Below are 14078 nucleotides of genomic sequence, written 5' to 3' on the forward strand. Positions count from 1 at the left end.
GACGAATTCTGATTGTTAACCTAAATTCATCTATGTGGTTAACAATTAGTAAACGAGAGGAAGATTGCAGTGAACAAAGGGAACGCAGCAAGAACGGTCTTCGCCGCTTTTACGACGATGGATATCGTACTCATGGCGATGCTGGCTGCAGCAAATGCGGTCATGACGGTATATTTGTCTCCCGTCAATCAGGCGCTGAACAGTATTGGGGGGCCGGTGCTGACCTCCACGATAACCGGGCTATATATGATTTACGGGCTTCTTGCTTATTATGTTATTCGTAAACCGGGAACCGCGGTCATTACATACAGCATCGGTGCGGTTGTTCAATCCTTCATGGGAACCGCCTACGGGATTGTTTCATGTTTTGCGGCTGCGGCCTGCTACATGGTTATTGCGGAGTTGATTTTCGCGATGTTCAAATACCGCAATTGGGGTTGGCCGGTGATGCTGCTTGCCGGGGGAGCGATGGTGCCGATTTGGTTTTTTGTCGCCGCGCAAATGTACGGATACACGAAGTGGGGAATGAATATCCTTCTGATCGCCCTCGTTGTCCGCACGCTTAGCGGAGTGGTGCTGTGCGGCTTGCTCACTAAGCTGTTGGGAGACGCCTTGGCTCGAAGCGGATTGCTCCGGCGTTTTGCTGTTGCCAGCAAGAACTGATGGAATTGGAGGCAGCCATGGATACAGCGGCGTTGGAGCTGCGGGGCGTCACCTTTCGCTATGAGGCGGGCGGGAAGCCGGCGGTAGAGAATGTTACTTTCGCAATCCGCACCGGGGAGTGGGTTGCCATTACCGGCCACAGCGGGAGCGGGAAATCGACGATCGCTCAGCTGCTCAGCGGCTACTTGCCGCGGGCGGGCGGGGGATGCCGCGAAGGCGTTCTGCTGGTGGACGGGCTTGATCCGGCCGAGGCCGCCATTGCTGAGGTGGTACAGCGTATCGGGATCGTGTTCCAGGATCCCGATGCCCAGCTAGTGCAGGGCCGGGTGGAGGACGAGGTCGCCTTCGGCCCCGAGAACCTGTGCCTGGACGTGGCCCAAGTCGATGAGCGGGTCACGGACGCGCTTGCCGCGGTGGATCTCGCAGAGCGGCGCCATGACAGCGTTCATGCGCTGTCAGGCGGCCAGCGGCAGCGGACGGCCATCGCGGCCGTGCTGGCGCTGGCGCCGCCGGTGCTCGTGTTCGACGAGCCGGTGGCGAGTCTGGACGCGACATCGCGGCGGCGGTTTCTGGCTCTGCTGCGCCAGCTGCATGGGGAGGGCCGGACGATCGTTACGGTGTCCGGCCGGCTTGACGAGCTGGCGCAGGCGGCGCCGCGGCTCATTGTGATGGACGGCGGCAGAGTCGCGCTCGACGGGCCGACGGCACCGCTGCTGAGCACGCAGCGTACGCGTCTGGCCGAGTTGGGCGTGCTGCCGCAGGGGGCTTTGGCAGCTGCGCCAGGGGCGCTGCCGCAAGCAGAGGGGCTGCCATTAACGGCAGCCCCAGTCGCCGCCAGCCCCGCTGCAGCTTACCGCCGCCAGCCCGAATCGGCAAGCGCGCCGCTGCTTCAGATCCAAGGCCTGTCCTTTGCCTATGGCAAAGCCGGGCCGGCGGTGCTGCAGAATGTGAACCTGACGCTAGGCGCCGGGGAGTGGCGCTTGCTCTGCGGAGACAATGGTTCGGGCAAGACGACATTGTCCAGGCTGCTTATGGGTCTACTGTCCCCTCCCCGTGGAACGATATGGTGGGAAGGGAAGGACGCTGCGAAGCTGAAGCTGTACGACCTCGCCGCTGATATCGGATATGTCTTTCAGCAGCCGGAGCACCAGTTCGTGGCTGCTACGGTGCTGGAGGAGCTTCTGTACGGACCGCGCTTTCAGCTCCGCCTGAAGCCGGGGGCGCCGCTGCCGCAGCATGTCGCCGAACGTGCTGCGGAGCTTCTGCAGGTGATCGGGCTTGCCGGGCGAGCCGATGATTCCCCGTATCTGCTTAGCGGCGGGGAGAAGCGCCTGCTCAGTGCAGCTGCAGCCATGATTGTGCCGAAGAAGCTGTATATACTGGATGAACCCACCGCCGGGGCGGATTACAGGGGAGCCGGGATTCTGGCTGCATTATGCCGGCGCTCAGTGGATGAGGGAGCATCTGTAATCATCATTACCCATGAGCCGGAATGTTTTGCGGGCGAGAATTTATCGGTTTGGACCTTGGATCGGGGCAGGCTGCAGCTGTAGCCTGCTCCTTCCTTTTTATTGGGGCTTCCTTTATACTATTAACTTGCATACTTTCACTCGGAAAGGAAGTAATCCCCTTTGAACAAACCATTGAAACGAAATTATATTTTGGGCGGCTTAATGCTGTCCACGTTCCTTGCGGCCATCGAAGGCACCGTGATCGGGCCAGCCGGACCAAGGATTGTCGGTGAATTGGGCGGAGTGGCGCTGCTGAGCTGGGTATTTACCGCCTATCTGCTGACGATGGCTGTCTCCACTCCGATTTTCGGCAAAATGAGCGACCTTTATGGCAGAAAGCCCGTCTTTATTATCGGCTCCGTATTGTTTTTGGCGGGATCGTTGTTATCCGGACTCTCGCAGAGCATGGAACAGCTGATTTTGTTCCGTGCGGTGCAGGGGATCGGAGCCGGTGCGCTGATTCCGGTTACGTTTACGATCATCGGCGACATTTATTCCATCGAGGAAAGAGCGAAGGTTCAGGGCATGATCAGCTCGGTATGGGGAATCTCCTCGCTCGTCGGCCCGCTGCTGGGCGGGTACGTTGTCGATTATTTCAATTGGCGGTGGGTGTTCGGCTTCAATGTCCCGTTCGGTCTGCTATCGTTAATATTTATAATGAAGTTTTTGCATGAGAACATCGAGAAGCGCAAGGTCAAAATCGATATCAGCGGGGCGGTCACTTTTACGGTGGGGGTCACGGCGCTTTTGTTCGGGCTCGCTACGGGCGGACAGCAGTTTGCCTGGACTTCGCCGTGGCTATTGGCTATCATGGCTGTCGCTGTCATCTCTCTCGCTCTGTTTCTGATCGTAGAGAACCGGGCGGAAGAGCCGCTTGTGCCGCTGAAGCTGTTTAAAGTCAAAGACATCGCTTACTCTAATCTCGCGAGTCTCGTAGGCAGCGCCCTGCTGATCGGCCTGACCTCCTATCTGCCCCTATGGGTTCAGGGAGTGCTGGGGAAGAATGCCACGATGTCCGGGCTCATACTAGCGCCGATGTCGATTGGCTGGCTGTTTGGCTCCGTATACGGCGCGCGCTGGATTATTAGCAAAGGCTCCCGCTATACCTCCCTGATCGGAATGGTGCTGATTGCCATCGGAGCGGCGGGAATCGCGTTTATGACTGAGAATACGCCGCTTTACCTGCTGCTGTTCTTCAACGCGATGTACGGAGTTGGCTTCGGCTTATCTTTTACGGTATATACGATCATTGCCCAGTCATCGGTCGGCTACAGCTTGAGGGGAGCGTCGAACGCTCTTAATACGTTTACGAAATCGATCGGGCAGACGATCGGGGTTGCCGTGTTCGGCACGCTGATCAACTTGCGCATCGTGGCCCAGACTTCGGCTGGAAAAGCGTCTGGACTTGAGGTATCCCAGGACGACATCAACAACCTGTTGTCTCCGGAGAAGGTCCATGGGCTGTCACCGGAGCTGTGGAGCGAGCTCAAGCATGTGCTGCAAAACAGCCTGCACACGCTGTTCATCGTCATGGCCGTGCTGGCGGTTGCCGGGGTGCTCTCGGTATTCGGGCTGAGAAACCGCGCGCCTCAGGCTGCCGAAGAGGATCATGCATAAAATAGGCAGCATTTGACACACCTTAACTGAAAAGGGGAGGTGTTAGGATGAATGAGGAAATGCTCGTCGATCAAGGAACATTAGTCGAGGCCTGGCAGCAGCAATTGCCGGATTATCTGAATCCGGGAGATACATCCATCGTCCAGGCTGATCTTGCCGACCCTTACGGCTTGCGGATACATATCAACGCGGAAGGGCGCCAGGATTATTCCTTTGACTTTCAGTGTACCTATATGGACCGGCGGGAAGTGAAGGTGCAGCTGGTAGATGTGGAGCGAGAGGGTGCGACGGTGAATGAGCAGTCCGAGCAAGTCCAGAATCTGACCGAGGATTACGTTCGGCATATTCACGAGTGCGCCCAGGCGCTTCAACGCATTACCAATCCATAATCCGGCAACGATTGCTGCAGGATACAAACAAGGCTGCACCCCGCCTGGCGGACGGATGCAGCCTTGTTGTGCTTGGTTCAAGCGCAACGCAGTGCCGACTATTTGCGCTCGAACTCAGTGCGGTGTCAAACTACTTACGCCGGACTCAAAGCAGCATTACGCTAGCGTTCGAATACAGCGTGTAGCATTAACTGCTTACGCTTGAATTCAGCGCAGCTCAATTATTTGCGGGCAAGAGGCGCGAGCTTCTCGGCCTCTCGGCCCATTTTCTTCAACAGCGTAATCATAAGCTGCTTCTCTTCCTGATTCAGACCGCTTAGGGCATAATCAATCCGCTCGGAAAATTCAGGATACAGCTTATTCATCAGTTCATTTCCCTTCGGAGTCAGTTCGGCAAAGATGACCCGCCGATCCCGGGGACAAGGCTGACGCTGCAAGTACCCCGCCGCCTCCAGTTTGTCGATGACATACGTGACGTTGCCGCTTTGCAGCAGCAGCTTGGCCCCGATTTGCTGAATGGGCTGGGGCCCTTTGTAGTAGAGTACCTCCAGCACGGCAAAGGCTGTCGGATTGAAGCCTTGAATTTTGCTTCCCGTTACGGCATGTTCATTGACACTTTTGAAAGACTTGGCAAATACCCGGTACAAGTGCAGTGATAAATCGGTTCCGCGCTCCTCGGTCTTCAACATCATCATCCCGCCTTAATCTATATTTTCATAAAGCCATAGAAAGTAGAATCACTTCGCGATTGCTTCACACTTATCATGTTAGAGGACTGCCGATTTTTTAAAAATATAATTTATCACAATTTACGGTTTTCATATTTAAAACTTGAATAAAAACAGAAAAGTTCATGCTTTATCCAAAATTTGGGCCGGAATATGTCCTTATTGTATTGCTGGCTTCTGTTGTTGTTGCCGAAATTTTTTATAAGCAAGTTCAGCAAGGTAAGGTCAGTGAGATTGTCCGTGTGGGCCAAATTATTTGCCCTCCGAGGGTGGCAGTCGGCTGTTGGAGCGGGTCTAACGAATCTTACCAACGTTATTTGTACGTATTTGCGAAAAATTGAAATCTAACGAATTTCTGCCACGCTATTGATGGTATATCTGCTGTTTGAAGCAATAAAAGGGCGAAATAACGTTCTCCAGGTTCGTTACATTTTTGTAGGTGGTACTTTTGGACAGTTAGTGCTCCTGAGATTCGTTAGAACGTTTCAGTCATGCTCTAGTACTCATCCCGCTCTGGCTCTTGGTTTCAACCTGTCTCAAGTTCTCCCCCGCCCTCGGTCCTGCTATCAGCCCCGCTTATTGGCCTACGGCTTCGCTCCTAATCTTATCCCGCTCTCAGGTTCTGTTGATTTGACCTTATGCGGAGGCCTCCTGTCTGTGTCTGGCAGCCCGCGCGAGCGGTCAGATGCGTATGTTCGAAGCAAGGGACGCCAAAAAAAGGGAGCGAGCCAAGGCTCACTCCCTTTTACCTGCATGATGGCCGGCGGTATAGCCGGTGGCGAAGGCTGCGGTGATGTTGTAGCCGCCGGTATAACCGTGTACATCCAGCACTTCTCCGCAAAAGTACAGGCCTTGCATAAGCTTGGAACCCATTGTCTTCGGATTGATCTCCTTTAGATGCACGCCGCCTCCCGTCACGAAGGCTTCCTCAAAGGGGCGGGTTCCGGTGGCTTGCAGGGTGAAGTTTTTGAGCTGCTGAATCCAGGCAAGCCACGCCTCCTTCGGCAAATGCTCATAGGTCGTTTCCCCGGGAAGGCCGGCTCGTTCAAACAGTGGGGGAAGCAATCGTTCGGGAATAGTGCCTTTAAAAACGTTTTTGAGCGCTTTTTTCGGCTCAGCTGCGGCCAGCTGCCGCAGGTCCTGCCCCAAGCTTCCTGCCTTCTTGTTCGGAAACAAATCGATGGACATCGTGACCTGGGATACGTTGTGCTTCTTCTTGACGCCCCGGATAAAACCGCTGCAGCGCAGGGCGATCGGTCCGGACAAACCGAAATGGGTGAAAATCATATCGCCCTGGTGAGCGATGACGGTTTTGCCCTTCGGATCGATGAGTGACAGCTTCACGTCCCGCAGCGAGAGCCCTTGGAGCTCCCGGCTCGCAATGAACGGCTCCTTGGAGACGATCGGCGTTTCGGTTGGATACAGCTCTGTAATCGTATGTCCTGCCGCCTCGGCCCATGGATAGCCGTCTCCAGTCGATCCGGTATGCGGCACCGACTTGCCGCCGGTGGCTACGACGACGGCCGGGGCTTTGAATATTGTTCCGGAGCTCAGCTTCACGCCCTGTACGCGGCCTTCCGCATACATGATTTCCTGAACCGGATGGTGCACGAGCAGTTCAACACCCAGCGATCTGGCCTTGCCGATCAGCGCGTTGACCACGGTTTTCGCTTTGTCGGACACGGGGAACATTCTTCCGTTATCCTCCTCTTTAAGCGCAATGCCGAGCCCCTCGAAAAAAGCAATAATATCGCGGTTGCTGAACAGGGAGAAGGCGCTGTGCAGAAAGCGCCCTCCTCCTGGTATATAGGTAATCAACTCGTCGATTTCCTTCGCATTCGTTACATTGCAGCGCCCTCCGCCGGAAATTCCCAGCTTCCTCCCCAGCTTGTCCCCTTTGTCCAGGAGCGCTACGGCTGCGCCTTGCTCTGCTGCGGCGATGGAGGCCATGAGTCCTGAAGGGCCCCCTCCGATCACGATGACATCATATTTGTTCATAGGATGTTCCTTTCATTTGTACTTTTCAGACTATTTTTCGAATAAAAGCACAGAAATGATTTTCATTAAACATGAAATATTGTAAAACTTTGTCGGCTATGCTTTAATCGAAATTAGTATAGTATTTCCCGCCTGAGGAGGGAGAACTTGGATGCAGTAAAAGAGATTGTGATGCAAGTTCTAATTGCCGGTTTGCCAACATTCCTGTTTCCGTTAATATACCGGAAAGGGAGTAAACCCGGACTGCTGTCCCCAAGACAGGATCCGGAAACGACCCGTTCTATCATGCTAGCGGTTCTTTGCGCTGCGAGCGTGCTGTTTTGCGCCTTGTTCTCCCGCCCATATCATGATGTCATTCCCATGGAATTTGGGAACCTGCCCTTATTTGCACTATTGTTATACGGCAGACTGCGTACGGGCCTCGCTGTGGCTGTCTTTCGGGTAGCCTTATTCCCGCTGTATGCTGTTAATCACAATTTGACAGGCTTGCTGCTGGAATCGGGACTGGCGCTGTATCCCTTCATCTTGATACTGTCCAGGTGGTTTAAAAGCATGCAGCGTCACGACAAGGCGGTAGTCCTGTTTCTATGGTTCGCTGCGGGTCAAATGGCGGCTGTGGTCTCTCCCCTGTTGTCCGGCAGCATTCAACAGCCTCGTGTTTCTGACCTCATTTTTGCTGTCATTCTCCATCTGGCTGCCGCAGCCATCGTGTGCTGCTTGTATAACTATTACGTGGAGAACGCAATGGAGATGGAGCAGCTGCGGGGTCAGGTGGCGGAGCTAACGGTGAAATATATCGGAGAAACGGACAAACTGCAGCAGATCATGGATGCTGCTCCGCTGAACATTATTTTGATCGATCGCCAGGGCTGCCTTGTCTCAGTGAATGAGACATTTCTTCAATTATACCGAAATGAACATCCTTCCGCGACCAGGGAGGACTTAATTGGCAGGAGGCTCGGCGGGAATTGCGGCGGATTCGATATAGGCATGGTTGCTTCGCGGGTTGAGAAGACGTTGATGGCGGGCGTCAAGACGACGGAGCTGCTGCAAGAGGGGGAGAAAGTATTCTTCACGAGCACCTCCCCGATTATCGATGGGCGAACCAACGATGTAACCGGCGTAGTGATTATCGTGCAGGATATTACCGAACTCGAGACACTGCGGATGGAGCTGATCCATGTGGAGCGGCTGAGTCTTGTCGGCCAAATGGCGGCCGGAATTACCCATGAAATCCGCAATCCGATGGCGGTGGTCAGAGGTTTCCTGCAGCTGATGCGCGAGAAGAGCGCAAATGATCTGGATCATTATTACCGGATTGTGATGGAGGAGCTTGACCGGGCAAACAGCATCATCAATGATTTTCTGGCTTTGGCGCAAAACCGGATCGTCACGAAGGAGCTGTGCAGCCTGCATCACATTATTGAAGAGCTAAAGCCGCTGTTATGGGCCGATGCCAATTTGCGCGGGCAGAGCATCGAGGTCAAAATGGATGAGCGCGTGCCCATGCTCTACCTAAATCCGAAGGAAATCAAGCAGTTGATCCTTAATTTAGCCCGGAACGGCATGGAAGCGATGGGGGAGAAAGGACTTCTGACGGTAAGCACGCGTTTGGACGAGGACGGCGTCAAGCTGTACATTACAGATATGGGGGCGGGGATTTCTCCTGCACAGCAGCAGAAGCTGTTTGCCCCTTTTTATACAACGAAGGAAAAAGGAACCGGACTGGGCCTTCCGTTATGCCTCAGCATTATGGAGCGTCATGGCGGTAAAATTACCGTTCGGTCGAAGGAAGGCATCGGCACGACTTTTATTTCCGTTTTTCCGCTAGATGTGAGCTCCTCGCAAGGAGGGAACTGAGGAGCCGCCAGACTTTAAGTTGCTTTCCTCCTTTATGAATGTATAATAAAGTATAGCCAAACACAGATGAGATAAAAGTCACAAATCTGTGTCAATCAGTGTTTAAGGAGTGAAAGTAATGTCCATGTCATTTGACCAATATATGCGCGATATGGTTCAGCCGATGAGAGATGAATTAACGGTCTTGGGAATCCAGGAGCTGAGAACGCCGGAGGATGTCGAGGCTAAGCTGCCTGCAGCGAAAGGCACGGCACTTGTTGTCGTGAACTCAGTATGCGGCTGTGCCGCCGGGCAATGCCGTCCGGGCGTAGCCAGAGCGCTGCAGCATGATTTGACGCCGGACCACCTCTATACGGTATTCGCCGGACAAGATAAGGAAGCGACAGCCAAGGCTCGCGAATATTTTGCGCCATACCCGCCTTCATCTCCTTCCATTGCGCTGCTGAAGGATGGCGAGCTTGTTCACTTTATCGAGCGCCATCAAATCGAGGACCGTTCGGCTGAGGAGATTGCCGCTGATTTGACCAGCGCTTTCGACCGTTTCTGCCGCTAAGGAGAATCGTCTAGCCCCGCTGATTTCGGCATATTTGCCGATTGGCGGGGCTTTTTTAGGATAAAGACAGTTGTTCCACGTGATTATAGAAGGGAAGAGGGATTAGACCATGGGGATGCAGCAGGAAATCATTGAAGCGTTAGGGGTCAAGCCGAGTATTGATGCCGATGAGGAAATTGCGGCTCGTGTCGAGTTTCTGAAAAATCACGTGAAGAGCTCACGGGCGACCGGACTGCTGATCGCCATCAGCGGCGGATTGGACAGTGCCGCAGCTGCAGGGCTCTGCAAACGGGCAACGGATGAATTGACGCAGGAGACAGGAATGGACTATATGACGTTGGGCGTCTTTCAGCCTTATGGGGAGCAGGAGGATATCGAACATAGCTATGAGACGGCAAGGTCGCTTGGGCTTACGCATACGGTGGAGACGAATATCGAGGATACAGTGGACGAGATCGCTCTAGAAGTGGAGCATGGGATGAGAAGCATCGGCCAATACAGGCATTTAAGCATACCCGGCAAAGGAAATGTGAAAGCCCGGGCGCGAATGGTTATGCAGTATGCCTTGTCCCAAGAGCTCAATCTGCTTGTCGTTGGCACCGGCCATGCCTCGGAGGCTGTCGCCGGGTTCTATACCAAATGGGGCGATGGCGCTGCCGATCTTATGCCGCTAGGTTCATTGACCAAGCGCCAAATCCGGCAGATCGCTGTGGCCCTTGGCATTCCAGACAGCATCATTAATAAAGTTCCAACTGCCGGTCTATGGGCGGGGCAGAATGACGAGGAGGAACTGGGCGTAAGTTACGAAGATAACTGCGATTATTTGGAGGGTAAAGCTATAGATTCTAGGGTACAGAAGCGGCTGGAGTCCTATTTTATGAAAACAAATCATAAGCGCAATCCGATTCCTCGCATATAGCGTGAAAGAGCAAGCGAGAAGAAGCCCTGCATTCTCTAAGGAACAGGGCTTCTTCTTGCTTCCTGCAGGAGGGGCGAGGCTGGCTCGTATGAAAATTTGTTGAATCTTTCTTTTGGGCTAAGTCGTATATATAGCTAGAGTGTTCAAAGATTGTATGGTATATTTTAACAAAAAATAAATTCATAGAAATGGGAGGAGTAGTATGAAAAACTTAGTGACAATATTTTCTTCACCAAGAGATACCTTCGAAAGAGTAAGAGGGAGTAAGGTAGCCTGGATCCTGCCGACGATTTTTGTAATCCTCATTAGTCTTGTTTCACTTGTTTTGCAGATGCCTTATTTACTGGATTACACCAGACAATCACTGCTGAAGGCAGGGAATATCGATCCCGCCCAAATCGATCAGATTCTTGGCGTGACTACCATAACAACTTATGCCGGAGGCGTTGTCGGAATCGTCGCCATGCTGTTCCTGGTGGCGCTCCTGCTCGTGTTATTGAATCTCATCGTACGAGGCGAAGGAAAGTATATGCAATTTGTCAACGTGGTTGCTTATGCGAACTTGCCGTCAGTCATTGGCGGATTGTTGACAGCTGTATTGCTGGTAGCCATGAATGCGCAATCCCTGACCGATGTCTCGCTGAGCCTGGGGGCGCTTGTAGCCGACAAGACGAGTATGGCTTATCGCATACTATCGCTAATTAACCCTTTCACGATATGGGGCTTGTATTTGTATATTGTGGGCGCGGCAACTATGATGAATCGTCCCCGGAAGAAGGTTGCAATCTGGATCGTGGCTGTCTGGTTAATTTACTCGCTCGTTACGGTTCTTTCCGCTCCAGCAGTCTAAGTACATAGGATAGGGTGATGATTTTGTTAAGGAAAAAATGGTTTTGGGGTGCCATACTGGGTTTAGTGATTATTGTCTTAGTTGTCGTCAATATGTCGAACATGAATCGCGCTGTCGCCGTAGAGACGACCGAGGCAATTGAAGGTCTGATTACGGAGGAAATCTATACGAGCGGCAAATTGGAAGCAGGTAATAGTACGGATATTTATTCGCCGACCAGCGGAGTTGTCGAGTCGGTTGAAGTGAAGCAGGGCGACACGGTCACCAAAGGGCAGGTTCTTATGACGCTGCAGATTGACGACGTTAAGGAACAGATTGAGAAGGAGCGTCTCAACATTGAAATGATCGAAACGGAGCGCCTGAATGCGAAGAAGCAGCATTTCGAAATGTTCAAGCAGAAGGTGACGGAGGATCCGGCAGCGGAAATCGAGGATTTGGATTTGTCATCCTACGATCTGCGGATTCAGAGCAGCAAATTGACAATCGCTTCCCTGGAGAAACGCTTGAACAATCGCGTTGTCAGCGCCAAGGATGAGGGCGTTCTTACGCAGGTGCTCGTCAATCCCGGCCAAATGATTGCGGAGGGCGGCCACATTGCCACCGTTGTAGATTTATCGTCTTACAAGGTCAAAGCAAATCTGAACGAATTGGATGCCGGTAAAGTATACGAAGGCATGAAGGCGGTAATTTCCGGAGAGTCGATCGAGGAGAGCTATGAGGGTGAAGTCACTTATTTGTCGCCGATCGCTGTTCTGGCCGATCCTACATCTAAAGATGCTTCCGTTGAAATGACGGTGGAGCTAAGCCGCATTTCTCCAGAGCTTCGTCCAGGCTACAACGTGACGATCGAACTGGAAATTCCGGATAAGGAGCGGTTGCTGCTGCCGCTGGACACGGTTCAATATGATGGGGACAAGGCCTATGTATTCAAAATTCAAGATGGAATCGCAGTCAAAACCGACGTTACGACGGGTAAAGAGAACGAGGAGTACGTCGAGATCGTATCCGGGGTCACCAAGGGGGAAAGTGTCGTATCGGAAGGGGCCAGGCAGCTCCGGGACGGCGATAAGGTGAAACTGCAATGATTACTCTAAAGAACATTTCAAAGACTTATAAGAACGGCGAGTTGGAAGTACAGGCCCTGCAGCCGCTTAACCTGAAGGTAGAGCAGGGGGAGTTCGTCGCGATTATGGGTTCGTCTGGATCCGGCAAATCTACGCTAATGAACATTATAGGCTGTCTCGATGTGCCGTCTTCCGGCGAGTACGTGCTGGACGGCGAAGAAGTCCATACTTTGGATGAAGAGCAGCTTGCGCGGGTGCGCAACCGCAAAATCGGCTTCGTCTTCCAGAGCTTCAACCTGCTCGGCAGACAGACGGTGCTCCAGAACGTAACCCTGCCGATGATGTACGCGGGGATCGGCCGCGAGCAGCGGAATGAGCGGGCGCTCGAACTGCTGAAGAAGGTTGGGCTGGAGGGGCGCGTCAAGCACCGGCCGACCGAGCTGTCGGGGGGACAGCGGCAGCGGGTAGCCATTGCCCGAGCCCTGACGATGAATGCCCCAATCCTGCTTGCGGATGAGCCGACCGGTAATCTGGATACGAAATCATCCCATGAAATCATGCAGCTGTTCAAAGAGATTCATCAGGAAGGAACGACCATCGTGCTGGTAACCCACGAGCCTGATATTGCAGAACACGCGGACCGAATTCTGCTGTTCGGCGATGGGCAAATGCTCAAAGATACGCGCAAAGGAAGTGTAGTCACATGAGCATATGGGAGAGTATATGGGTCGCGCTTGATAATTTGCGGCTGAACAAGCTGCGTTCGTTCCTTACGATGATCGGTATTGTGTTTGGCGTCGCGGCGGTAGTTACCGTCGTATCGATTGGCCAGGCCGGACAAAGCTCCATTCTGTCCATTGTGTCTGTTTATGAAGACGGGTATTTTGTCATTTACCAGAATCCGATGGAGAGCGGCAGCGACGGCGACACCGATTTTCGCCTTCGGGATTTGACGGAAATCCGGAAGCTGGATGGTGTGCGTTACGCTTCTTCGTCACTGCCTTATTCCATGACAATGAAATATAAGAAGGACACGCTACGTTTTACCATAACGGCTACGACTCATCAAACGAGCAGAATGCAAAAAATCGACATCGTTGCGGGACGTTTCTTTACTTCTCAAGAGGAGCGGGCCAGACAGAAGGTTGCTGTGGTGGACAGTAAGTTTGCCGAAAAGGTATATGGCTCGGAGAGAGCGGCTATCGGGCGGAAGCTGGTGCTTTCGGATGGAACGTTCCGCATCGTCGGCGTCTATAAACCGCAGGATTCCATTCTGAGCGGGATGCAAGGGGAGCAATATTCTGCTTTTGCGCCGATTACGGCTATGCCTCCGGGGAAAAATGGAGAGGGCGAGCGTTTTCAGGCACTCGAAGTGGTTGCTGCGTCACCGGAAAAAACGGATGAAACGGTGCAGACGGTAAAGAAGTGGCTCGCTAATCTGAATAATGTGAATACTAGTGCTTATGCATCACAGACCGGGAAGGAAGCGGAGCAGATGGTATCCAGCACCTTCTCGATCCTTCAGACGATCATCGGTTCGATTGCCGGCATCTCCTTGCTGGTCGGCGGAATCGGCGTCATGAACATCATGCTCGTCTCCGTCACGGAGCGGACACGGGAAATTGGGATCCGCAAGGCGATTGGAGCTACGCCAGGTACAATCATGCTGCAATTTATGATTGAGGCGGTCGTGCTGTGTTTCATTGGTGGAAGTGCCGGCGCGCTGCTGGGACTCGGAGCAGCCTTTCTCTTCTCGACCATTTCCGGCTGGCCGTTCGTCGTATCGTTATGGGCCATTCTGCTGGCGTTCGGATTCTCTGCAGCCGTAGGTATTTTCTTTGGCTTGTACCCGGCCAATAAAGCATCCAAGCTGCATCCGATCGAAGCTCTGCGTTATGAGTAAGAGGGGTTTAAACGATGGATTCG

13 protein-coding genes are annotated in these 14078 nt (G+C 53.1%); 11 read left to right on the forward strand and 2 right to left on the reverse strand.

Going from position 1 to position 14078, the window contains the following annotated elements; genetic code table 11:
• Positions 1–117: 117 nt before the first annotated feature.
• From GNP95_RS16200 to GNP95_RS16215, 4 genes are all read left to right on the forward strand, one after another.
• Positions 118–663 (forward strand): ECF transporter S component, encoded by a 546-nt coding sequence (locus GNP95_RS16200; RefSeq protein WP_155611965.1) that lies wholly within the window; start codon positions 118–120, stop codon positions 661–663.
• Between the two features lie 17 nt (positions 664–680).
• Complete coding sequence (locus GNP95_RS16205) at positions 681–2216, forward strand: ABC transporter ATP-binding protein (RefSeq protein ID WP_196427209.1); 1536 nt, start codon at positions 681–683, stop codon at positions 2214–2216.
• Positions 2217–2336: 120 nt separating this feature from the next.
• Positions 2337–3791, forward strand: a complete 1455-nt coding sequence (locus GNP95_RS16210) for an MDR family MFS transporter (RefSeq protein WP_155611966.1) — start codon at positions 2337–2339, stop codon at positions 3789–3791.
• A 47-nt stretch (positions 3792–3838) separates the two neighbouring features.
• Positions 3839–4180, forward strand: a complete 342-nt coding sequence (locus GNP95_RS16215; RefSeq protein ID WP_155611897.1) for a hypothetical protein — start codon at positions 3839–3841, stop codon at positions 4178–4180.
• A gap of 221 nt (positions 4181–4401) precedes the next feature.
• Here the strand turns inward: GNP95_RS16215 and GNP95_RS16220 are convergent, their stop codons facing one another.
• Positions 4402–4869 carry a MarR family winged helix-turn-helix transcriptional regulator gene (locus tag GNP95_RS16220; protein ID WP_155611898.1) on the reverse strand — a complete coding sequence of 156 codons (468 nt, stop codon included), beginning with the start codon at positions 4867–4869 and terminating at the stop codon, positions 4402–4404.
• A gap of 774 nt (positions 4870–5643) precedes the next feature.
• Positions 5644–6906: a BaiN/RdsA family NAD(P)/FAD-dependent oxidoreductase gene (locus GNP95_RS16225; RefSeq protein ID WP_155611899.1), complete on the reverse strand. Its 1263-nt coding sequence runs from the start codon at positions 6904–6906 to the stop codon at positions 5644–5646.
• A gap of 147 nt (positions 6907–7053) precedes the next feature.
• On the opposite strand from GNP95_RS16225, the gene GNP95_RS16230 reads away from it, so the two are divergent.
• The 7 genes from GNP95_RS16230 to GNP95_RS16260 all read left to right on the forward strand — a co-directional run bounded on the left by GNP95_RS16230 (position 7054) and on the right by GNP95_RS16260 (position 14055).
• A complete protein-coding gene (locus tag GNP95_RS16230; RefSeq protein WP_155611900.1) occupies positions 7054–8766 on the forward strand; it encodes an ATP-binding protein in 1713 nt (570 codons plus the stop codon).
• Between the two features lie 118 nt (positions 8767–8884).
• A complete protein-coding gene (locus tag GNP95_RS16235) occupies positions 8885–9319 on the forward strand; it encodes a BrxA/BrxB family bacilliredoxin (protein ID WP_155611901.1) in 435 nt (144 codons plus the stop codon).
• Positions 9320–9428: 109 nt separating this feature from the next.
• Positions 9429–10238, forward strand: a complete 810-nt coding sequence (gene nadE, locus GNP95_RS16240; protein ID WP_155611902.1) for an ammonia-dependent NAD(+) synthetase — start codon at positions 9429–9431, stop codon at positions 10236–10238.
• 202 nt (positions 10239–10440) lie between these two features.
• Positions 10441–11088 carry a YIP1 family protein gene (locus tag GNP95_RS16245; RefSeq protein WP_155611903.1) on the forward strand — a complete coding sequence of 216 codons (648 nt, stop codon included), beginning with the start codon at positions 10441–10443 and terminating at the stop codon, positions 11086–11088.
• Between the two features lie 65 nt (positions 11089–11153).
• Positions 11154–12173: an efflux RND transporter periplasmic adaptor subunit gene (locus GNP95_RS16250; protein ID WP_330163474.1), complete on the forward strand. Its 1020-nt coding sequence runs from the start codon at positions 11154–11156 to the stop codon at positions 12171–12173.
• Positions 12170–12859, forward strand: a complete 690-nt coding sequence (locus GNP95_RS16255; RefSeq protein ID WP_155611904.1) for an ABC transporter ATP-binding protein — start codon at positions 12170–12172, stop codon at positions 12857–12859. Before GNP95_RS16250 ends, GNP95_RS16255 begins: the two co-directional genes overlap by 4 nt.
• Positions 12856–14055: an ABC transporter permease gene (locus GNP95_RS16260; protein WP_155611905.1), complete on the forward strand. Its 1200-nt coding sequence runs from the start codon at positions 12856–12858 to the stop codon at positions 14053–14055. Before GNP95_RS16255 ends, GNP95_RS16260 begins: the two co-directional genes overlap by 4 nt.
• Positions 14056–14078: the final 23 nt, after the last annotated feature.

The sequence above is a fragment of the Paenibacillus woosongensis genome (assembly GCF_009725165.1).
Taxonomy (GTDB): Bacteria; Bacillota; Bacilli; order Paenibacillales; family Paenibacillaceae; genus Fontibacillus; species Fontibacillus woosongensis.

What these genes read in the sequence shown, in the direction of transcription:
- GNP95_RS16225 (WP_155611899.1), bottom strand. Translation starts at nt 6,906, where the DNA reads ATGAACAAATATGATGTCATCGTGATCGGAGGGGGCCCTTCAGGACTC.
- GNP95_RS16260 (WP_155611905.1), top strand. Translation starts at nt 12,856, where the DNA reads ATGAGCATATGGGAGAGTATATGGGTCGCGCTTGATAATTTGCGGCTG.
- GNP95_RS16235 (WP_155611901.1), top strand. Translation starts at nt 8,885, where the DNA reads ATGTCCATGTCATTTGACCAATATATGCGCGATATGGTTCAGCCGATG.
- GNP95_RS16220 (WP_155611898.1), bottom strand. Translation starts at nt 4,869, where the DNA reads ATGTTGAAGACCGAGGAGCGCGGAACCGATTTATCACTGCACTTGTAC.
- nadE (WP_155611902.1), top strand. Translation starts at nt 9,429, where the DNA reads ATGGGGATGCAGCAGGAAATCATTGAAGCGTTAGGGGTCAAGCCGAGT.
- GNP95_RS16210 (WP_155611966.1), top strand. Translation starts at nt 2,337, where the DNA reads ATGCTGTCCACGTTCCTTGCGGCCATCGAAGGCACCGTGATCGGGCCA.
- GNP95_RS16200 (WP_155611965.1), top strand. Translation starts at nt 118, where the DNA reads ATGGATATCGTACTCATGGCGATGCTGGCTGCAGCAAATGCGGTCATG.
- GNP95_RS16215 (WP_155611897.1), top strand. Translation starts at nt 3,839, where the DNA reads ATGAATGAGGAAATGCTCGTCGATCAAGGAACATTAGTCGAGGCCTGG.
- GNP95_RS16245 (WP_155611903.1), top strand. Translation starts at nt 10,441, where the DNA reads ATGAAAAACTTAGTGACAATATTTTCTTCACCAAGAGATACCTTCGAA.
- GNP95_RS16255 (WP_155611904.1), top strand. Translation starts at nt 12,170, where the DNA reads ATGATTACTCTAAAGAACATTTCAAAGACTTATAAGAACGGCGAGTTG.
- GNP95_RS16205 (WP_196427209.1), top strand. Translation starts at nt 681, where the DNA reads ATGGATACAGCGGCGTTGGAGCTGCGGGGCGTCACCTTTCGCTATGAG.